The organism is Limnobacter sp. (assembly GCF_036405155.1).
GTDB lineage: Bacteria > Pseudomonadota > Gammaproteobacteria > Burkholderiales > Burkholderiaceae_B > Limnobacter.
The window spans coordinates 822,200-844,110 of the sequence record NZ_DASWYD010000006.1; the positions used below are offsets into that span (position 1 = coordinate 822,200).

Annotated in this window: 14 protein-coding genes; 8 read left to right on the top strand and 6 right to left on the bottom strand. The window is 56.3% G+C overall.

Features of this window, described 5'->3' with window-relative positions; translation table 11 throughout:
* Positions 1-7 precede the first annotated feature (7 nt).
* Positions 8-973: an alpha-E domain-containing protein gene (locus VGE55_RS10180; RefSeq protein WP_331131568.1), complete on the top strand. Its 966-nt coding sequence runs from the start codon at positions 8-10 to the stop codon at positions 971-973.
* On the opposite strand, the gene VGE55_RS10185 is transcribed toward VGE55_RS10180, so the two are convergent.
* Entirely contained in the window at positions 974-1,756 is a 783-nt protein-coding gene (locus VGE55_RS10185) for a 3-hydroxybutyrate dehydrogenase (protein ID WP_414675004.1), read from the bottom strand.
* A gap of 97 nt (positions 1,757-1,853) precedes the next feature.
* Here VGE55_RS10185 and VGE55_RS10190 point away from each other — a divergent pair, with 97 nt between their 5' ends.
* Positions 1,854-2,714: an alpha/beta hydrolase gene (locus tag VGE55_RS10190; protein ID WP_331131569.1), complete on the top strand. Its 861-nt coding sequence runs from the start codon at positions 1,854-1,856 to the stop codon at positions 2,712-2,714.
* A gap of 65 nt (positions 2,715-2,779) precedes the next feature.
* On the top strand, positions 2,780-5,065 hold the full coding sequence (locus VGE55_RS10195) for a bifunctional (p)ppGpp synthetase/guanosine-3',5'-bis(diphosphate) 3'-pyrophosphohydrolase (RefSeq protein ID WP_331131570.1): 2,286 nt from the start codon (positions 2,780-2,782) through the stop codon (positions 5,063-5,065).
* Positions 5,066-5,077: 12 nt separating this feature from the next.
* Here VGE55_RS10195 and ppk1 read toward each other — a convergent pair whose 3' ends face one another.
* On the bottom strand, positions 5,078-7,216 hold the full coding sequence (ppk1, locus tag VGE55_RS10200) for a polyphosphate kinase 1 (RefSeq protein WP_331131571.1): 2,139 nt from the start codon (positions 7,214-7,216) through the stop codon (positions 5,078-5,080).
* A gap of 228 nt (positions 7,217-7,444) precedes the next feature.
* On the opposite strand from ppk1, the gene ppx reads away from it, so the two are divergent.
* The gene (gene ppx, locus VGE55_RS10205) at positions 7,445-8,947 is read left to right on the top strand and encodes an exopolyphosphatase (protein WP_331131572.1); all 1,503 of its coding nucleotides are present in this window, start codon (positions 7,445-7,447) and stop codon (positions 8,945-8,947) included.
* On the opposite strand, the gene VGE55_RS10210 is transcribed toward ppx, so the two are convergent.
* A complete protein-coding gene (locus tag VGE55_RS10210) occupies positions 8,944-9,717 on the bottom strand; it encodes a GNAT family N-acetyltransferase (protein WP_331131573.1) in 774 nt (257 codons plus the stop codon). The two genes, ppx and VGE55_RS10210, sit on opposite strands and share 4 nt — an antisense overlap.
* A gap of 271 nt (positions 9,718-9,988) precedes the next feature.
* On the opposite strand from VGE55_RS10210, the gene VGE55_RS10215 reads away from it, so the two are divergent.
* Positions 9,989-10,198, top strand: a complete 210-nt coding sequence (locus VGE55_RS10215; RefSeq protein WP_256765114.1) for a cold-shock protein — start codon at positions 9,989-9,991, stop codon at positions 10,196-10,198.
* A 65-nt stretch (positions 10,199-10,263) separates the two neighbouring features.
* Here the strand turns inward: VGE55_RS10215 and VGE55_RS10220 are convergent, their stop codons facing one another.
* Together VGE55_RS10220 and VGE55_RS10225 are read right to left on the bottom strand one after the other, a co-directional pair.
* Positions 10,264-12,204 carry a hypothetical protein gene (locus VGE55_RS10220; RefSeq protein ID WP_331131574.1) on the bottom strand — a complete coding sequence of 647 codons (1,941 nt, stop codon included), beginning with the start codon at positions 12,202-12,204 and terminating at the stop codon, positions 10,264-10,266.
* A gap of 107 nt (positions 12,205-12,311) precedes the next feature.
* On the bottom strand, positions 12,312-13,082 hold the full coding sequence (locus VGE55_RS10225) for a sulfite exporter TauE/SafE family protein (RefSeq protein WP_331131575.1): 771 nt from the start codon (positions 13,080-13,082) through the stop codon (positions 12,312-12,314).
* Positions 13,083-13,329: 247 nt separating this feature from the next.
* Between VGE55_RS10225 and VGE55_RS10230 the strand changes: the two genes are divergently transcribed.
* The 3 genes from VGE55_RS10230 (at position 13,330) to VGE55_RS10240 (ending at position 20,176) form a co-directional block, all read left to right on the top strand.
* Positions 13,330-16,656 carry a PAS domain S-box protein gene (locus VGE55_RS10230; protein ID WP_331131576.1) on the top strand — a complete coding sequence of 1,109 codons (3,327 nt, stop codon included), beginning with the start codon at positions 13,330-13,332 and terminating at the stop codon, positions 16,654-16,656.
* Between the two features lie 105 nt (positions 16,657-16,761).
* Positions 16,762-18,393, top strand: a complete 1,632-nt coding sequence (locus VGE55_RS10235) for a methyl-accepting chemotaxis protein (RefSeq protein WP_331131577.1) — start codon at positions 16,762-16,764, stop codon at positions 18,391-18,393.
* Between the two features lie 91 nt (positions 18,394-18,484).
* Positions 18,485-20,176, top strand: a complete 1,692-nt coding sequence (locus tag VGE55_RS10240) for a cation:proton antiporter (protein ID WP_331131578.1) — start codon at positions 18,485-18,487, stop codon at positions 20,174-20,176.
* 236 nt (positions 20,177-20,412) lie between these two features.
* Here VGE55_RS10240 and aceA read toward each other — a convergent pair whose 3' ends face one another.
* Positions 20,413-21,732 carry an isocitrate lyase gene (aceA, locus tag VGE55_RS10245; protein ID WP_331131579.1) on the bottom strand — a complete coding sequence of 440 codons (1,320 nt, stop codon included), beginning with the start codon at positions 21,730-21,732 and terminating at the stop codon, positions 20,413-20,415.
* Positions 21,733-21,911 lie beyond the last annotated feature (179 nt).

Below are 21,911 nucleotides of genomic sequence, written 5' to 3' on the forward strand. Positions count from 1 at the left end.
AATCACCATGTTGAGCCGCACCGCAGACCACCTCTTCTGGATGGCCCGATACATCGAGCGGGCCGAGAACACCGCACGCATGCTGGATGTGAACGTACAAACCGCCCTGCTGCCACAAGATGCCGACAATGCCGAACAGGGTTGGCGGGCCATGCTCTCCATTTGCGAATTGCAAGAGGCCTATTCGCGCCGGCATGCCAGCATCACGCCCGAGGCTGTGATTGATTTCATGGTGAAAGACCCGGGCAACCCCTCCAGCATTTACTGTTGCCTGCAAGCAGCCCGGGAGAACGCGCGCGCCGTGCGGGGTGCATTGACCACCGAAGTTTGGGAAACGAATAACACCACTTGGCTGGAACTGAAAAAACTGTTTGCCGAGGGTGTTGTGGAACGCGACCCCACCGAGTTTTTTGAATGGGTGAAATTCCGCAGCCACCTGTCGCGTGGGGTCACGATTGGCACCATGCTGAAAGACGAAGCCTTCCGCTTCATTCGCTTGGGCACATTTCTGGAACGCGCAGACAACACAGCACGCTTGCTGGATGTGAAATTCCACAGCATGCCCTTTAACCCCTTGGCCACCAGCCTCAGTTCGGAGGACCCGCATTCCGATTACTACCACTGGGCTGCCATTCTGCGGTCTGTGTCTGCGTTCGAGATTTATCGCAAGGTGTATCGCGATGTCATCACACCGGAACGTGTGTGTGAATTGCTCATATTGCGAGACGACATGCCGCGCTCGCTGTTGGCATCCATCAACGAGGTGTGCAACAACCTGGAGACCATCCGCAACAGCTACTCAGCCGGCACCGAACGGCGTGCTGGCAAACTGCGGGCCGAACTGCTGTACAACCAGATCGACGACATCCTGCACATGGGCCTGCACGCTTACCTCACCAACTTCCTCGAGCGGGTCAACGACCTGGGTAACCGCATCAGCAAGGACTTCCTGGTGCCTTTGGAATACCAGTAATCACTGGGCCACCCAGCCGCCATCCATGTTCCAGGCCGCGCCGCGCACTTGTGCGGCGTCCTCGGAACACAAAAACGCCACCAGGCCGCCCAGCTGCTCGGGCGTCACAAATTCGTGCGAGGGCTGCTTTTCGGCGAGCAAATTGATTTTGGCCTGCTCCACCGACACACCCTCGTTTTTGGCGCGCGCATCCACCTGGGCCTGCACCAGCGGCGTGAGCACCCAACCCGGGCACACCGCATTGCACGTCACACCGGTTTGTGCGGTTTCCAGAGCCACCACTTTGGTCAATCCCACAATGCCATGTTTGGCCGCCACGTAAGCCGATTTATTGGCCGAGGCCACCAGCCCATGCGCCGACGCAATGTTCACAATGCGCCCCCAATTGCGGGCCTTCATGCCCGGCAGTGTCAAACGGGTGGTGTGGAAGGCTGCTGTCAGGTTGATGGCGATCACGGCATCCCACTTGGCCACCTCAAAATGCTCCACCGGCGACACATGTTGAATGCCCGCATTGTTCACCAAAATGTCCACTGGGCCGAGTTGCCCTTCCGTGGCTTTAATCAGCGCTTCAATCTCATCCGGCTTGGACAGGTCGGCGCCATGAAAGCCCGACTTCACGCCCAAAGCCTCAATGCTGGCGCGGGCCTGTGCAATTTGTGCATCACTGCCAAAACCATTGAGCATGATGTGACAGCCCTGGGCCGCCAAACGCTGGGCGATGCCCAAGCCGATGCCGCTGGTGGAGCCAGTGACCAGGGCTATTTTGTTGTTGATGTTCAGATTAATGCTCACTGCGACCCCTCTTGCTGAAACGAATGCCGGAAAAACTGAAATACTGACCCGGTAGGGTCATGCCTTGAAAGGAGACTAGAGAACCATGCTGACAGCCCGCTTGCACACCGTCCAATGGTTAAGCCCCATGGGCCTGAAAAAACTAGCCTATCGCGAATGGGGCGAACCCGACAACCCACATGTGCTGTTGTGTGTGCATGGTTTAACCCGCAGCAGTCAGGACTTTGAACAAATGGGGCAAACGCTGGGCAAGCGCCTGCGGGTGGTGGCAGCCGACATGCCAGGCCGTGGCGGTTCAGACTGGTTGGGCAATGGTGCCCTGTATGCCGTGCCCAACTATGTGGCGGCTTGCGTGGCCCTGGTGGCCCGCTTGAACCCGGGCACGCTGGACTGGTTTGGCACCTCCATGGGCGGTTTGATCGGCATGGGCTACGCCAGCCTGCCCGACAACCCGGTGCGCAAACTCATCTTGAACGATGTGGGCCCCAGCCTGAATTTTGAAGCATTGAGCCGGATTGGCCAGTATGTGGGCAAATCGCCCGTGTTTGCCGATTTGGAAACCGCACGCGCCGCCATCAAGGCCATTTCGCTGCCATTTGGCCCACACACCGAGGCCGAGTGGAACACCCTGTGCGACAGCGTACTAGTGCAAACCGAGGGGGGCTGGACCACCCATTACGATCCATTGATTGGTGCCACATTTCAAGGCTTGACGCCGGACACTGTGGCCGCCAGCGAGGGCATGTTGTGGGCTGCTTACAGCCAAATCCGTGCGCAAACCCTGGTGGTGCGCGGTGAGCTGTCCGACCTGTTGTCAACAGCCACCTGCCAGCGCATGTCAACCGAAGGGCCCAAAGCACAGTTAAAGGAAATCCCCGGTGTGGGGCATGCACCCACCTTCATGCATGCAGACCAAATCCGGATTGTGGAAGACTTTTTGTTTTAAACTGGCCTTTGTGGCTCAACAAACGCGGCCGTGCGGGCGCAACTGGTTAACCCTGACTCGACACAATGGTTTCTGTAACATCCACCCTGGCCACTGACAACCCGGACCAGCCCACAGCACCGGCGCTGGCCCTGCTGAACCCGACCGATGCCCATCGGGTTGAACAGGCGCTGGATTACATCCGCAGCCATGCAAATGGCCAGGTGTTGGATACACAGGAACCGGCCATTCAGCACATGCTGGCTGTGGCCGATTTGCTGGCTGAATTGCGAACCGATGCCGACACACGGATTGCCGGCGCCTTGGGCCCCATGGTGTTTTTCGACAAGCACCTGGAAAACCACATGGAAGCGCGCTTCGGAACTGAGGTGGGCCGCATGCTGGCCTCATTGCGAAAACTGTTCAAAATGCGGTCCATGGTTGGGCCCAATGCAGCCCGCAGTGCCATCGAGACCCTGCGCTGGGCTGACCAAATGGAAACCCTGCGCAAAATGTTGTTGGCCATGGCCACCGATGTGCGGGTCATCATGATTCGCCTGTGTTCGCGCCTGCAAACCCTGCGCCACTTCACGGCCCACCCCGACATCAAAGGCGAGCAGGGCCCGCTGTGGAACTATGCGCAACAACACGCGCAGGAAACCCTGGAGCTGTACGCACCGCTGGCCAACCGGTTGGGCCTGTGGCAACTCAAGTGGGAACTGGAGGACCTGTCGTTTCGCATCTTGCAGCCCAACACATACAAAAACGTCGCCAAGATGCTGGATGAAAAGCGCACCGAGCGTGAGGCGTTTATTGAATCGGCCATGCAAACCATCAAGGATGCCTTGCTGCGGGCTGGAATCCACTGCGAAATCAGTGGGCGCCCCAAACACATCTACAGCATCTGGAACAAAATGCGCGGCAAAGGCGTGAGCTTTGACAAGCTGTACGATGTGCGCGCATGCAGGGTGATTGTGGGCACGGTGGATGAGTGCTACACAGCGTTGGGCATTGTGCACAACCTGTGGCAACCCATTCCCGAAGAGTTCGACGACTACATCAGCAAGCCCAAGCCCAATGGCTACCGCTCGCTGCACACAGTTGTGCAAGACCCCACCGGCAAAGCGTTGGAAGTGCAAATTCGCACCGAAGAAATGCACCAGTTTGCCGAATACGGTGTGGCCGCCCACTGGCGTTACAAAGAAGCGGGCACGGATGGCTACAGCGGCGCCAGCCGTGCTGAAGGTGCATTTGAGGAACGCATTGCCTTGTTGCGCCAACTGCTGGCCTGGCAAAAAGACGTGACCGACACCTTGGGCGAAGCCAGCGACTGGGCGCAGGACATGCAGATTGCAGCCCTGAACGACCATGTGTATGTGTTCACGCCCCAAGCCAAAATTGTGGAATTGCCCACGGGCAGCACCCCGCTGGACTTTGCTTACCATGTGCACACCGAGCTGGGCCACCGCTGCCGCGGCGCCAAAGTCAACGGGCAAATGGTGCAGCTCAACACCCCGCTGGAAAATGGTCAAACGGTCGAGGTGATCAGTGCGCGTGGTGATGCTGCCGCAACCGGCCCATCCCGAGACTGGCTCAACCCCACCCAGAAATACCTGGTCAGCCACCGCGCCCGCCAGAAGGTCAAGCAGTGGTTTGCCCAACAGGAACGGCGGGAAACCCTGGAACGTGGCAAAGCCATTGCTGACAAAGAATTGCAACGCATCGGCCTGACCGCACAAAACCAGGACGACCTGGCACAGAAGCTGGGCTACGACAAAGCAGAGGATTTGTACGTGGCCCTGGCTCGGGAGGAAATTCGCCCCCGGGCCATTGAGCATGCGCTCAAAAGTTCGCCGGTGGCCGAAGGGCCGCTGTCCGATGAAGAGCAGATTGAAATCATTACCCGGCGCAAAGGGCAAAGCGACGGCAAACAGTCTGGCGTGCTGGTGGTGGGTGTGAGCACGCTCATGACCAACCTGGCCCGCTGCTGCCGCCCTGCCCCACCCGACCCCATCATCGGGTTCGTCACCCGGGGCAAAGGCGTGTCCATTCACCGCCTGGGTTGCTCCAATTTGGCTGAAGTGATGCGCAAGCACCCGGAACGCTTGATTGAAACCACCTGGGGTGAATCAGACGGCTTGCATTATCCGGTGGACATTTCGATTACCGCAAACGACCGCCAAGGCTTGCTGCGCGACATCACCGAAGTGTTCTCGCGCGACAAAATCAACGTGATTGGTGTTAAAACCGAAAGCACCCGGGGCGTCGCCAAAATGCAATTCACGGCCGAAGTGGGCAGTGGCGAGGTGTTGCGACAGGCGCTGTCCCACCTGCTGGAAGTCGACGGCGTGTTTGATGTGCGCCGCCGATAAGCGTTAAGAACCTCAGTCGGGCAGAGGCTCACTGGCTGAGCCTGCTCCACCCTCTTCCTGATAATTCACCGCCAGCAAACCCAGCAAGTGGATTTGCGCATTCAGGCGGCGGGCGCCTGTGGGTTTTCGGCGGGTGTAATGGCCATCCGCGTCCATGTTCCAGGCCAACAAATTGTCGGCCATCAAAGCCTTCAAACCTTCGTCCAGCACCCGCTTTTTCAGCTTGCGGTCGGTGATGGGCACGGCGAGCTCCACCCGGCGAAAAAAGTTGCGCTCCATCCAGTCGGCGCTGGACATGTAAACATCTTCAACCCCGTCGTTGAGGAAATAAAACACCCGGCTGTGCTCCAGCAAACGCCCCACCACCGAGCGCACCGTGATGTTGTCGCTCAAGCCCGGCACACCGGGCCGCAGGGCGCACACGCCTCGAACAATCAAATCGATTTTCACACCCGCTTGCGAGGCCGCGTACAGCTCGTTAATGAGCATCGGCTCCAGCAGTGCATTCATGCGCGCCATGATGCGCGCCTTTTTGCCCGCCTTGGCATGCTCGACCTCGCGTCGCACCGCCGCCACCACGTTGTTGTGCAAGTTGAACGGGGAATTCCAGATTTTATTCAGTTTGCGGGCCCGGCCCAAACCAGTGAGGTGGTTGAAGATTTCGTGGACATCATGCCCCAAGGCTTCATCGCAGGAGAACAAACCGAAATCGGTGTACAGCTTGGCAGTGCGCGGGTGGTAATTGCCCGTGCCCAGGTGAACATAGCGGCGCAGCAAGGGCTTGCCGTTGTCGGCCTTTTCACGGCGCACCACCATCAGCATTTTGGCGTGGGTCTTTTGGCCCACCACACCGTACACCACGTGTGCACCCACCCGCTCCAATTTTGAGGCCCACTGAATGTTGGCCTCCTCATCAAACCGGGCCATCAATTCCAACACCACGGTCACTTCCTTGCCGCTGCGGGCTGCAGCCAACAGGCTTTCCATCAAGGCGGAGTCGGTGCCCGTCCGGTAAATGGTTTGCTTGATGGCCACCACATTCGGGTCGGTGGCCGCCTGCTTCAAAAAGTCCAGCACCGGGTTAAAGCTTTGGTATGGGTGATGCAACAACACATCGCCTTTTTGAATGGCGCGAAAAATATCCGCCTCTTTCACCAAGGCATCCGGGCGGCCTGGGGTAAAGGGTTTGAATTTCAAATCGGGGCGATCCACCCAATCGGGCAACTGCATGAGGCGCACCAGGTTGACTGGGCCATTGACCCGGTACAAGGCCTGCTGACTCAAACCAAACTCTTTGAGCAAACGGGCTGTCATCGTGTCTGTGCATTGGTCAGAGACTTCAAGCCGCACCGCATCCCCATAGTGGCGTTGTGACAGTTCACCCTGCAAGGCCACGCGCAGGTTGGTGATTTCTTCCTCATCCACATACAGGTCGCTGTTGCGGGTCACGCGGAACTGGTACACGCCATGCACTTCCATGCCCGGGAACAGTTCTGGAATGAAGGACTGCAAAATCGAGGTCAGCATCACAAAGCCATGTTCATAACCCGACAGGTTGGATGGCATGCGAATGAGTCGAGGCAAGGCACGTGGCGCCTGCACAATCGCGATGTTGGACGAACGGCCAAAAGCATCCTGACCCGACAGCTCCACCGCAAAGTTCAGGGATTTGTTCAGCACACGGGGAAAGGGGTGCGCAGGGTCCAGTCCAATTGGCGTCAACACCGGCAACACCTCATTCCTGAAATACTGGCGAGCCCAATGGGCCTGTTCATCATTCCAGGTGTTCAGGGTCATCAGTGCAATGCCCTCACTGCGCAATGCGGGCAGCACACCATCATTCAACAGGCGGTACTGCTGCTCCACAATGCTTTGCGCCACGTCCGATACACGCGCCAGGCATTCGCTGGCCGTCAGGCCATCGTCTTCGCGAAAGTCGGGGTTTTGCCGCATCTGTTCCATCAAACCCGACACCCGGATTTCAAAGAACTCGTCCATGTTTGAGGACACAATGCACAAGTATTTCAAGCGCTCCAGCAGCGGAACCGACTCGTCTTCGGCCATGGCCAAAACCCGGCGATTAAAAGCCAACACCCCCAGCTCGCGGTTCAGGTACAGGTCTTTGTTGGGGGCCACATGTGGCAAAGTCACCGGGTTTTTCAAGCGCATCCTCAGTTGAACAAATCGTCACCCTGATCTTATTTCAGTAACATGACAAACATTTGACAATTCAGACAATACACCGTTGACGGAAACGATCCGCGCTGTCGTCTCAGCACAACTCTGCACACCAAGTTCAGCGCCACTTCGCAAGCCATGTACAAAGGGGCGCTGCCGTTTGTGGCATCCTAGCGCCAGACTTTGAACAATGTGCACACCATGGCAAAACCACCACAGTTGATCGCATCGGTCGACATGGGTTCCAGCAGCTTCCGCATGATTGTGGCGCGGGTGGAGGAACTCCACGGGCAATCGCAAATTTACCTCATTGACAGCCTGCGCGAACCCGTCCGTTTGGGTGCAGGGCTGGATGAAAACAAAGTGCTGGATGAGCCCTCTCAGGAAAGGGCTTTGCTGGCCTTGCAGCGCTTTGGCGAACGCCTGCGCTCATTCGATGCCGACAATGTGCGTGCCGTGGCCACCAATGCGGTGCGCGTGGCCCGCAACAGCGCAGAGTTTATCGCCAAGGCTGAAAAAGCGTTGGGCTTTTCGATTGATGTGATTTCCGGTGTTGAAGAAGCCCGCCTGGTGTATTGCGGTGTGGCGCACCAGTTGCCGGTTGGCCAGGGCAAACGCCTGGTGGTGGACATTGGCGGCGGTTCCACCGAGTTTATTTTGGGTGAGGACTATGAGCCCTTGGCCATGGAAAGCCTTTACATTGGCTGCGTGAGTTGTGCGCAAGTTTATTTTGCCGATGGCAGCATTGGCGCCCGTGCCATGAAAAACGCCATTCTGAGTGCCCGTCGTGAAGTGGCCGTGCTGCGCCGCGAACTCAAGGAAGGCAGTTGGACCCACGCCATCGGTTCATCGGGCACAGCCCGTGCGCTGGCCGAAATCTGTATTTCCAACGGGTTTACCGAACACGGCATTTCCAAGGAAGGTTTGGAAAAAATTCGCGCCCATGTGGTGGGGGCTGGTCACTTGGACGCCATCACGCTGAATGGTTTGAAAGCCGACCGCCTGCCCATGATGCCGGGTGGCCTGGCCGTCATGATTGCGGTGTTTGAAGAACTGGGTATCGAGCAGATGGAAGTGACCGATGGCGCCCTGCGCCAGGGCCTGCTGTATGACATGCTGGGGCGCCGCCACAACGATGACATGCGCGAACTCACCGTGGCCCAATTCATTCACCGATACAAGATCGACCCAGTTCATGCCGAGCGTGTGCGTGAATTGACCGAAGCGCTGTTTAAACAATTGGTTCGGCAGCAACCCGTGCTGAAAGAACAACTGCCCATGCTGAACTGGGCTGCCCAGCTGCATGAAATCGGCTTGTCGATTGGGCACAACGGGCACCACAAGCACGCGGCTTACATCCTGAGCAATGCTGACATGCCAGGGTTTTCAAAACGGGAGCAAAACCAGTTGGCCACCTGGGTACTGGCCCACAACGGCAAGCTGGCCAAGGTGGGCAGCCTGGCCGACACGCCCAGACACTGGGCAGCACCACTGTGCCTGCGCTTGGCTGCATTGTTTTTGCGCCGGCGGGATGACGACCCCATGCCAGCGGCCAAGCTCCGGTTGACAGAGAAAGGCGTGCAGTTGAGTCTGCCAAAGTCATGGCTTCAAAGCCACCCACTGAGCCAATACAGCCTGGAGACTGAAGTGGACCAGTGGGCAAAAATTGGCTTGGTGCTGGAACTGGTGGCCCGGCGCTCTTAAATAAAGCCGAAGTGCCGAGCGTAGCGGGGGCTCATTCGGTCAATCGACAACAGCATCATGAAATCTGCCGTATTGAAGTCCGGGTCCCAGGCGGGTTCGCCACACACCTTCGCCCCCAAGCGCAGGTAGCCCTTCACCAAAGGGGGTGGCTCAATGTCCACATCGCTGCGCAGGCGTTCAATGGGCAGGCGGTTTTTGGGGAAAACCTGCAGATTGGCCTCGGCCAGGTGGGGTTCGAGGCGCTTGAACAAGCTGGCCGCCTGGTGCCCACCATCACGAAGGCTGACACTGGCACAACCAATGAGGTGCTTGTAGCCACCCAGCTTCATGTACTGTGCAATGCCGCTCCACAACAGCATGATGGCGGCGCCACTGCGGTGGTCGGGGTGCACGCACGAGCGCCCCACTTCCACGGTGGAGCTGCGCAAGCGCTCAATGCGGTTCATGAAAAACTCGGTTTCGGAGTACCAGCAGCGCAGCTTGGCCGCGCCCTCGGGCGGCAAAATGCGATAGGTGCCAATCACTTCAGCGGTTTGGGTGTTTCGAACCAGCAAGTGGTCACAATAGGCGTCAAACACGTCTTGGTCCACACCGCTGGTGCCCAGGTCGGCACCATATTCTTCTGAAAATATGTTGAATCGCAGTTTTTGGGCTTCCAGCACCTCATCGGGTGTTTTGGCCAGCACCACTTCCAGGGAGGCACCCTGGTCTGCTGCGGCGGATTGCAGGTACAGCGCGTGTTTCGGGTTGTTTTGCTGGCTTCCGTGCATGGCTTGTCATCCATTTTTCAGTTCGATGACGTGAAATCTACGGTGCCGATGTGACAGACCAATAAAACTTTTGTGAAGAAAAAATGACCTGATCTGAAAAAGGAGCTTGACAGACCTGTGGAATACCCTAAACTGCTGATAGCAAAAAAAATTTGGCGCTACTTCAGGTCAGTTCAATTCAGGCGTTTCAGTCTAGTAATTCGTTCTGTTTCTCAAGATACCCCCGGTTTTTTCGCTATTTTGTTCAATTTAGAGATCCAGGAATACAGCTATGTCTGAAACCCTCAAAGGTAAAGTAAAGTTCTTCAACGAATCCAAAGGTTTTGGTTTCATTTCCCGCGACGGCGGTCCTGATGTGTTTGTACACTTCAGCGCCATCCAGGGTTCTGGCTTCAAGACACTGGCCGAAGGCCAGGAAGTGTCCTTCACTGTGACACAAGGTCAGAAAGGACCACAAGCCGAGAACGTTGTACCTCAGTAATTTCAGGCACAGCACTTTGCGAAAAAGCCCGCTTTCAGCGGGCTTTTTTTATATCACAATCCGGCTCATTCCCAAGTCAGGCGGTCACGCTTTTTAAGCCCAGGGTCACTGCGACGAATATTCCCCTGCCAGCCCTCCAACACAAAGGCCCCTTTGGCCAAAGCCACCATCGGCAAGGTCAGGCCGGCCACCATGATCATTTGCAAGGCCGTGCTCACCACGCTGAACCCAAACATCCATTTGCCACCGATGGGCTTTAATGGAAATTCCACACCACTGATGGGCCCTTGCCCCGTGTAAGCCACCCCACCGCCAGCGGCCAGCGGAAGAATCAGGAACGACTCCGCAACAGCCCAGATGGCGCTGGAGAAAAAACGCCCCACGCTGAACGACACTGCCCGGGACTGATGCCCACGCAATTGAATGGGGCTGTCTCGGCCTGGTACAGTCACATTCGGCAACAGCTCAGTGAGCCGACCAAAGGCCCACGCAAATGGCCGTGTTAACTGGTAATTGGTCGACAGCAATACACCATGGCTGAACACCCGCATGCCTTCAGCACAGCGGGCAAAAAAAAGCGTACACGGGCCGTATTGGTGGTGATTGGCCAGCATTTGGTCGTTGGACCCAATCCACTTCAATCCATGTTGTGGATTGTTTTTCTGCTTGTCCCGAAGGGTGGGCTCAAGTCCCTCTTGGCCGTGTCGAAGTGCCCTGGCCACCGTGCTGTGATTCGCATGGTCTGCAGCATCGGCGAAAGATTTGACCGTGCCTGCCCGCGCGCGTTTGACGGCATCTTGGATGTCGGTCCGAATATCGTTGTGCCGATCGGGGTCTATCGCATCAAAACGGGCATGTTGAATCAGGTTTGTTAAAGCGAGCACATCCTTTTCACGCGCAATGCGGTGTTTGGAATGAACATCGTCGCGAATCAGGTTGCCAGGCGCATCGTCTGGCAAATCAAACCGCTTCACATTGAGGTATCGGCCCAAGGTGTGGTCGACGGCGTTGCAGGCTTCGTCGCCATTGGTGGCCGATTTAACCGCCTGAATCAAGGCATCAATCAGGATGGGTTCCCGGGTTTTCCCATCGTCACCCGGCAGGCAACGTTCACTTGGAATTTTTCCCCGAAGCGCACGGCAAACCGCCAGACGGGCGCCCGGCTGCTTGCGCATGTCCTGAATCAAAGTCACCAGGCGGCGGGTGTGTTTGGTTTGCTCTTGGGTCACCCAGTCAACCGTTTGATCGCTCAGGGTTTGGCGCTTGGCTGCCACACCGGCCGTAGCCGAGGCCCCCAGGGAAAACAGTGCAGAAACCGCAGTGACAGCATTGAAGCTGCCCACGGCACCCGCAACAGATTTACCCATTTGACCAGCCAAGGCTGTACTGATGCCAGCGGCAGCATTGGACAAACAGACACCCACATAGGCCACTGCAGGAAATACGGGGGCCACCAGCGTGCACAGGGCGCGGGCTTGAGCGCCCATGGTGCTGTCGTGCCGGTTCGGCATGGTGAGGTCCTTCATGATTTGCAACATCATACCGGTGGGCGCTGCGCCCAACTCACTGATGCCGTTGCACCATTTGGCAAACCGGGAAAAACGGGTGGCCATCTTGTTGCGTGCGCTGGTGTTGTTTTGGGGGTCCACCAGCAAGGGGCGGTTAAAGCGCCTGAAATCCTCCCGATTCAGGCGCAACTGCAGCGACTTGTCATGGTGAAGGTCGAGCGGTTGGCCCGCCTGTGCAGCCCGGTGGCGAGCGGCCCACACCGCACAGGAATTGAGTTGCCTGGACTCGAAATCGGCTCGCCGATATCGGGCCTGGGCATTGTTACCCATCACGAAATTTTTAAGCTTGGCTGTCCAAGTGAGGGTGACACAGCGACCGGCGTCGAGCTCTTTCAGGCCGGCCTTGTGCAAAATATGCGATTTGTAACCAGCCAGGAAACTGGCCTCTTCCTTGGACGTTGGCTGGCTTACATCAACAGTTATCGAGTTGATTGGCATTGAAATCAGTACACCCGTGTCAAAGGTTATTGGGTTGAACTGACAGGCTTTTTTCTTACAGTGCCACAGCGCCCACCTGTACGCAAAACCTGGGGTCGTTACTTACCTCAAACAAGGTAGGTCTTCTTGAAATAGACCACGGTGAGAACCAAACCGACCAACACGATGCAGGCCCGCAGCCATTGGGCAGGAATACGCCGGGCAACCACGACCCCGAGATAAGCACCCACAGCCGCAGCAACAACCATGACCACCGTGTGGGTCCACCAAATGGAACCCGCCACAATGAAGGTGACTGAGGCCACTGAATACACCACCGCTGACAGGCCGTTTTTCAAGGCATTCAATTCATGAACATCGTCGATGCCTTGAATGGACAGGCTGGCCAGCATCAAGATCCCCATGCCAGCGCCAAAAAAACCACCATAGACGCTGACCAAGCCCTGAACCAGTAACCCTCCGACACCGAAGTGCTGATGGCCTTGTCCACCCCAGCGGGCAGCCAGTTTTGACAAGGGGCGGCTGAATGCAAACAAGGCGGTGGCCAACAGCAACAACCAAGGAATCAGTTGGCTGAACAGGCTGTCATGTGTCATCAGCAACAAACCACCACCCAACAAGCCGCCCAGCAAAGCAACCACAGCCAATGGCAGCAGGTGGGCTTTGTAACGGGCCATTTCGCCTCGGTAAGCCCATGCACCGGCCAAACTGGCAGGCCACAAGGCCACCGAATTGGTGGCGTTGGCAATCACCGGCGGAACGCCCACCGCCAGCAAAACGGGGAACGAGAAAAATGTTCCGCCGCCCGCCACCGAATTGACGGCTCCTGCAAAAAAGGCGCCCACGGCAACCCACACAAAATCCAACCACTGCGACATTGTTGTCCTTGTGGCTTGTGGTGTCATCTGACCCAAGCCCGGTAATGTTAAACAAAGTGACCTGATGCTAGTGGATTGGCCCAAAGACGCCCAGTCGGCAAAACCCCCATGGTCAAAAAAGGGGGGGCATTTCATTCCCTTCTCGGAGGATCAGACGAGGCACCCCAGTCGCACAATGTAAATGGGGATCGTGGGGCCCTAGACCACGCTTATCAGCAATTTGAATTTATTCCAGACGGATTGTCCGGTGAACAAAAAAATCTATCGACATCAACGCTTGCTCGCCTTGGCGGTTCTGACCGTATTGGCCACTGGCTTGCTGGGCATGTCGATTGCCGATTACCAGCGACTGCACACCCAGGCTGTTGATTTGAGTCAAAAGCAGTTGCGCCTGCTTCACGACGGGGTGCGGGACGAAATGCTGCACATTGAACGCAGCATGGACGCCAGCACTGAAGTGCTGCGGGGCCAATTACAAGGTGCAGACCCCAGCGGTATACAAAATTCCCTGAATCAGCTGCTGGATACCTTGCCCTCGGTCAACGCCATTGCATTGATGAGCGACCAGGGCATATTGCTGGGTGGGGTGAAACGGAAGAACAGTGACATTGATGTTCGCTTCATCCAACAACAATTGAAGGACCTCAGCACCTGGCCCAAGGACTTTCGGGTACTGTCGGTGGACTCCCCCCAATCCGGGCCGGTTCTCCTGGTTCAACACCCCTTGACCAACAGCGACGGAAAAACCGTGGGCATGCTGATCATGGGACTCAACAAGAGCTACCTTGCGAGCCGGATACTGTCCATGCACATGGGTCCGGAGATTTCTTCCGCACTGTCACTTGACAACGGTGAGCTATTGACACTGCAGCCTGAGCCCAAAAAAATGCCGGTCTGGCTGAGCGATCTGCAGGGGCGAACAACCGATGTCGACCAGCCTGACAATGCGACGCACATTGACCAGCACCACAGCAATCACTTCCCAAGCCACCTGCGGGCATCGACCCATTTGCAGCCAGGCAACCTACACGATGCACAGTGGCCTGTTCAACTCACCATTTGGGTGGACTGCGAGCCCACGCAAGCGATCTGGGCACGGGACAGTCTCATTCTTCTGGTTGGCTTTGGCCTGTTCACGGGCCTGACCCTGCTGGCCATTCGGCAATCCAACCGACATCACCTTGAACACGCACAACTGGAGGACCTGGCCCGTCAAACAGCCCTGCACCAGCGGGAGCGCTTCCATTTGGCCACCCAAAGCGCAGGCATCGGCGTTTGGGAATTGAACCTGGATGATCGCCTGGTTCGATGGGATGACACCATGCTCGGCATCTACGGCGTTAAGGATGCCGTTCAATTGCTCACGCTTGACGACTGGATGCGCTATGTGACTTCCGAGGACCGGCAACGCATACACCGAATTTTGATGCAGGCGGAACGTCGCGAAGATGCGTTCGAATTTCACTTCAACATTGTGCGTGGCCACGATGGTGTGATTCGCAACATTCAGTCCCGTGCCAAAGTGCACCGCGACCATGCCGGGCAGGCTTTGCGCCTGGTGGGCGTGAATGTGGACATCACGGTACAACGGCAATTCGAAGCGGCCTTGCGCGAGGCTGAAGAACGCTTCAGGTCGTCGTTCGAATGGGCCGCGATTGGCATGGCGATATTGGATCCCAAAGGCCAGTTTTTACAGGTCAACGATGCACTGTGCACCACGCTGGGTTACTCACAATCTGAAATGCTGTCCATGCGTTTTACCTCGGTGACCCACCCGGAAGACGCCGATTTGCACAAACCGTGGGTGCGCGAGGTGTTTGGTCATTTGAGAAACAGCTTTCAGTTGGAGAAACGCTATATCCACAAGGAAGGACCTGTGGTGTGGGTGCACCTCAGCGTATCTGCCGTTCGGGACTCGGCAGACCGTGTGCTGTATTTCATCGCCCACGTGCAAGACATCACCGAGCGTAAACGACAGGAAGCCGCACTGATTGAGCGGGAGCATTTTTTACGAACCCTGTCTGAATGCCTGCCTGGCCTGGTGTCGTACTGGGGCACCGACCTGCGGTGCCACTTTGCCAACAAAAACCACGAGAAATGGAGCAACCTGCCTTCCGATCGAATCCGCGGATTGCATTTGCGCAAAGTGATGGGCGAAGAAAACTACCAGCAACACAAGGAACACTACGACGCCGTGATGCGCGGAGAACGCCGTCGCTTCGAAAAGAAGAAGGCCTTGCCAACAGGCGGATATGCCGATCTGCTGGTTCACCTGATCCCCGACGTGTTGTATGGTCGGGTTGAAGGGTTTTTCTCGATTTCAACCAACATCACCGATTTCAAGGCACAGCAGCGTGAGCTGGAACGCATGAACAGTGCCTTGGTAGAACGCACAGAACAAGCCGAGGCCGCCAACAAGGCCAAAGGTGCATTCCTGGCCAACATGAGCCATGAGATTCGCACCCCCATGAATGCCATCATGGGCCTGATCCAGTTGATGGAAGACATGGAGCTGCCCGCCCAGCAACGGGACTACATCCGCAAGATCGGATCGGCTGCCGACGTGTTGCTCAATGTTCTGAACGACATTCTGGACATTTCCAGGGTGGAAGCCAACAAGCTGGAACTGAGCTTGGGCCGTTTCGATTTGGACCAACTGCTGAACAAAAGCATGGATCTGTTCTCGTACCGTGCCGACGAAAAGAACATTCGCCTGTTTTGTACGAAGGACCCAGAGTGTCCTGTCAGCTTGGTGGGTGACCGTCTTCGACTCGCGCAAATTCTCAACAACCTGCTGTCCAATGCCCTGAAGTTCACAGACAAAGGCCACATTCATTTGCAGGTCAAACAAATCCGGAATGGCGAATTTTTGCAGTTTGCCATCAAGGACACAGGGATCGGCATGAACACGGAACAAATCAGTGACCTGTTCAAACCGTTCAGTCAAGTCGACAACAGTTCATCCAGAAAATATGGTGGCGCCGGGTTGGGCTTGTCGATTTGCAAAAGCCTGGCCGAGTTGATGGGCGGCGAAATCGGCGTGGAAAGCACGCTGGGTGAGGGAACCACCTTCCACTTCACCCTGCCCTGCACCTCACCGAATTATCAACGCCACTCGCCGTTGCCAGCCCTGCTCCAACAAGGCACACCGAGCACCGCCACAACGCCTGAACCCACTGAACAGGAAGACCGCCCATTGCTCGGCAAACAGGTTTTGGTGGTGGATGACCACAAATTGAACCGCATGGTGGCCTCTGAGATGCTCAAAAAATGGGGCGCATTGGTGGACTTGGCTGAGAATGGACTGTTGGCAGTACAAGCGTGTGCCAACAAAGCTTACGACTTTGTGTTGATGGACTTGCAAATGCCGGAAATGGACGGTTTTGCGGCCACGCATGCCATTCGCCAAGCCATGGGCGACAAGGCACCCCGAATTGTTGCAGTGACGGCATCGGCCAGTGAAAAAGACCGCATTGAAATATTGCGTGCGGGCATGTGCGAACACGTGGTGAAGCCCTTCAAGAAAGAGACCTTGATTCGCATCCTGATGGAAACAGGCTCCACCCCAGTTTAATGTCCCCCGAAGCGGGTGGATCACCCTTTTAACCCATGACAAGGCTGCATCCCGACCGGACAATCGGTGTTCATTCGTCAAAAAAACCCCAGAGGTATCCTGCCCATGAAAACCTTGAAAGCCAAACTGGCCATCAGCTTTGCCGCGCTTATTGTGTTGTCTGCAATCACCGGGGTGGTTGGACTCATCAGTTCACACAACATTCAATCGAACTCCAAGATGAATGTGCACACGTATGAGGTGATTCAAGCTGTTTCCGGATTGCGGGAGAGTGTCATCAACATTGAAACTGGTCAGCGTGGGTTTTTGCTGCGCGGGTTCGAGGACTACCTAAAACCCTATCAGGACGGGCAGCAGGCTGTGAGCGAGACGCTGAAAAAGGGCATGAACCTGACTTCTGACAATGCGGCGCAGGTGGAGCGCTTCAAACAGTTTCAGGATATTTATGATGGCTGGTTACAACGCGTCATCAATCACCTCATTGATGCTCGCAGACAGTTGAATCAGCAAAAAATGAGTCAGGCCGATTACGACGAAGAAGTGCGCAGCGTCAGCTCCAAACCCTACATGGACAAAATGCGGGAAATTCTCGGCTCGGTTGAGGCTGAAGAGCAGCGGCTTCTGGCCATTCGGTTGAAAGCGAGTGAAGATGCCTATCAGTCGGCGTTGCTCAGTGTTGGCATTGCCATGGGCCTCACCATTGTTTTGGGCTTGTCCAGTTACCTGCTGTTTTCCGGATTGCTGCGCCGCAAGCTCAGCGTGGCCAACGCACACATTCAAGCCCTGGCTGAAGGCAACTTGAGCCAAACCATCAGTGCTGGAAAAGATGACGAAATCGATGCCATTCTTCAGGCACTGAACAAAGCCCAGCAGAGCTTGAACCAACTGATTGGTGGCTTGCGGGTCACCGCACATGCCTTGGGCAGCAGCGCCGAACAGGTTGAACAATCCTCGGGCAGTATGGCGCAAGCCAGCAACGAACAAGCCGAGGCAACGTCGTCGATGGCAGCAGCGGTGGAGCAGTTGACCGTGAGCATCACGCAAATCACCGACAATGCCGAGGATGCCACCCAAACCGCCCTGCAAGCCAAGTCTGCGGCGGACGATGGACAACAAAAATTGGCCAGCGTTGTGGATGGCATCGCACGCATTGCCGAGTCGGTCGAGCACAGCGCACAGGCGGTGAAATCCCTGGAACAACAGTCCAAAGCCATTTCAGAAATTATTTCAACCATCACGGAAATCGCCGAGAAAACCAACCTGCTTGCACTCAATGCGGCCATTGAAGCAGCGCGGGCGGGTGAGCAAGGGCGAGGCTTTGCTGTGGTGGCCGATGAGGTGCGAAAGCTGGCCGAGCAGACCAAGGGGTCCACAGACCGGATATCCGGCATGGTGTTCGATATTCAACGTATTACAGAGAATGCCGTTCAATCGATGGGCTCATCGGTTGAGCTTGTTCAGACTGGTATTGCGCAAGCTGACATGGTGACCTCAACCATTGACGACATCAAACGCAAAGCCGATCGAGTGAGTGAAGCCATTCGGGCCATTTCGGTGTCGATGAAGGAACAGTCCAACGTGAGCACAGACATCAGCCGGAATGTGGAACGTGTGGCCCAAATGACCGAAGAGAACACAGCATCAGCCACCCAGAACAAAGCCGTGTCGGCGCACCTGCTTCAACTGTCCAGCGAACTGATGCAGGCTGTGGCCTCATTCAAGACCCAATCGGCTTAAGCCCACGCGCAACTTTCCGGTTTTCTTGGAGTCTAGTGGGGGGATGTGATACAACACATCTACCCCAGCCACCCTCTAAGCACCGGAAACAATGCCCCACGACGTTCCCCTGATTGCTGCGCTCGCCTTTGGTTTTGGCCTGGCCTTGATTTTTGGTTACGTGGCCGAGCGCTTAAAAGCCCCCGCCTTGCTGGGCTATCTGATTGCCGGCTTTGTAATCGGCCCCGCAACACCGGGGTTTGTAGCTGACGCAAATTTGACCAATCAACTGGCCGAAATCGGCGTGATGCTGCTGATGTTTGGTGTGGGCATGCACTTTTCGCTGAAAGACCTGTTGGCGGTCAAAAATATCGCGCTGCCTGGTGCAGTGGTGCAGATGGCTGTGGCCACGGGCATGGGCATGTTGGTGGCGCAGGTGTGGGGTTGGCCCTTGGGCAAAGCACTGGTGTTTGGCTTGGCTTTGTCGGTGGCCAGCACGGTGGTCTTGTTGAAAGCGCTTGAAAGCCGAAACATGCTGAACTCCGTCAACGGGCAAATTGCCGTGGGATGGTTGGTGGTTGAAGACTTGGCCATGGTGCTGGTCCTGGTGTTGCTGCCTCCGTTGGCTGGCGTGCTCAAAGGCGGTGCGTTGGGTTCGCCCGGCGCCATCGCCCTAGACCTCGGTTTGACCTTGCTGAAAGTGACCGGGTTTGTCGCTTTGATGTTGGTGGTGGGCAAGCGGGTGGTGCCCAAAGTGCTTTGGAAAATTGCTCAGACAGGCTCACGGGAATTGTTCACCCTGTCGGTGGTGGCCTTGGCCGTCAGCCTCGCTTTTTTGGCCGCTGAATTGTTTGGTGTGTCCTTCGCACTGGGCGCTTTTTTCGCCGGCATGGTGATGCGCGAAAGTGAGTTGAGTCATCGCGCGGCAGAGGAATCCCTGCCCCTGCGAGACGCATTTGCAGTGCTGTTTTTTGTGTCAGTCGGCATGCTGTTTCATCCACAGGTGGTGATTGACACGCCGCTGCGTGTGCTCGCTGTGGTGGGCATCATTGTGCTGGGCAAATCCCTGGCTGCGGCCGTGCTGGTGCTGCTGTTCAAGTACCCCCTCAAAAGTGCACTGGTGATTGCAGCCAGTTTGGCGCAAATTGGCGAATTTTCATTCATTTTGGTGAGCTTGGGCCTGTATTTGGGTTTGGTGGACACCGAAGTGCAGAGCTTGGTGGTGGCAGGCGCCATTCTGTCGATTGGTCTAAACCCCTTGGTGTTCTCGCTGCTGCCCCGCCTGCAAGACCTGCTGCTGAAACGGGTTGGTTTTTTGCGTCGCCTGAATGCACGCAGCCACCACACCGAGGCGCTGCCGGTGCAAACCGATGAACGCTTCCTTGGGCAGCATGTGGTTGTCATGGGTTACACCGCACTGGGACGAAAAGTGATTCGACAACTGGAGGCTGCGGGTTGTGCTGTGGTCACCGTGGACACCAGCCGAGAAATGGTCAAGAAGCTGCGCGACGCTGGCAAAGCAGCGGTGGCGGGCGAATGGGCCGACCCCACGACCCTTGTGCAGGCGCACATCGTGAAGGCAGACCATTTGGTGGTGGCCACCGGCGACATGCCTTCCGTGGGCCAGATTATTGACAATGCCCGCATGCTGAACCCCAGCGTGCAGGTGCATGTGCAGGTGTATTCCCGAGAAGAAACACAGGCGCTGGGCCTGGACGGTCAAATCCACACCTATCGTGCGGACGCGGTCATGGCGGATGCCATTGCAAAGTCGATTACCCAAACGGCGCACAGCGCCCATTGAACAACCAGGCCAAATGGTAGACACCAATAAAAAACCCGACGAGTTTCTCGTCGGGTTTCAGCGCCTGCTGTTGAACCTTGGGTAAAGGTTCAGCAAGGGGAAAATACTCATTTGGTTTTTATCGAGTTTGTCTCCTCTCCCCCTCTTCCACTGACCCGCCCCACAACCCCACCAAGGGTTGTTTGAGACTGCACGGGGCGGTCAGCAAATGCCGTGTTCGACTCGGCCAGTTCCGATCAGTGGAACTGTTCTTCTTCTGTGGAGCCTGTCAGGGCTGTCACGGAGGAAGCACCACCTTGAATCACGGTGGTCACGTCGTCGAAGTAGCCTGCACCCACTTCCTGCTGGTGCGACACAAATGTGTAGCCCTTTTCGCGTGCTGCGAATTCGGGTTCCTGAACCATGTTCACGTAGTGCTTCATGCCTTCGCCGCGGGCGTAAGCGTGTGCAAACTGGAATGTGTTGTACCAGTTGACGTGGATACCGGCCAGTGTGATGAACTGGTACTTGTAGCCCAGTGCGCTCAGCTCTTCCTGGAAGGAAGCGATCTGGCTGTCGTTCAGGTTTTTCTTCCAGTTGAACGATGGTGAGCAGTTGTAGCTCAGCAGCTTGCCTGGGTTCTTGGCCAGAACAGCTTGCGCGAATTCACGGGCAAAACCGATGTCAGGCGTACCTGTTTCACACCACACCAGGTCGGCGTAAGGGGCGTAAGCGATACCACGGCTAATGGCTTGCTCCAGACCGTTCTTCACGCGGTAGAAACCTTCGGCAGTGCGCTCACCAGTCAGGAAAGGCTTGTCGTTTTCGTCGAAATCGGAAGTCAGCAGGTTGGCGGCTTCAGCGTCGGTACGGGCCAGAACGATGGAAGGAACACCCATCACGTCAGCGGCCAGACGAGCGGCGATCAGCTTTTGAATGGCTTCAGCGGTTGGCACCAGAACCTTGCCACCCATGTGACCGCACTTCTTCACAGCGGCCAGTTGGTCTTCGAAGTGAACGCCTGCTGCACCAGCAGCAATCATGTTCTTCATCAGTTCGTAAGCGTTCAGAACACCACCGAAACCAGCTTCACCGTCAGCAACGATGGGCAGGAAGTAGTCGATGGCGTCTTCGGCTTTCATTTTGCCGTCGCAAATGTTTTTCCACTGAATTTCGTCGGCGCGCTGGAAAGTGTTGTTGATGCGACGAACCATTTTTGGCACGGAGTCGTAGGCGTACAGCGACTGGTCGGGGTACATGGTCTCCGAGCTGTTGCCGTCGGCAGCAACTTGCCAGCCTGACAGGTAAACGGCTTCCAGGCCTGCCTTGGCTTGTTGCATGGCTTGACCAGCGGTGATCGCACCGAATGCATTCACGTAACCTTTCTTGGCACCACCGTTTACTTTTTCCCACAGCTTTTCAGCACCGCGCTTGGCCAGTGTGTACTCGGGCTGTACCGAACCGCGCAGACGCACAACGTCTTCCGCTTTGTAGCCGCGCTTAACCAGTTTCCAACGGGGGTTGGTTTCCCAGTCTTTGTTCAGTTCTTGAACTTGCTGTTCAAATGATTTGCTCATGGCTTTTCCTCAGGCAAAAGTAAGAAAGAAACGGGGTGCTGATCGAGGCCCGCAGGTGCTGCTGTGTGGGGGGTCACCGTTTTAGGTGATCGACCTTGCGAATGACCGTATCTTACAGATCATTTCGCACGGCAACAAGAGTTATATCTTATACAAGACTATTTTTCGTTTTATTTAAA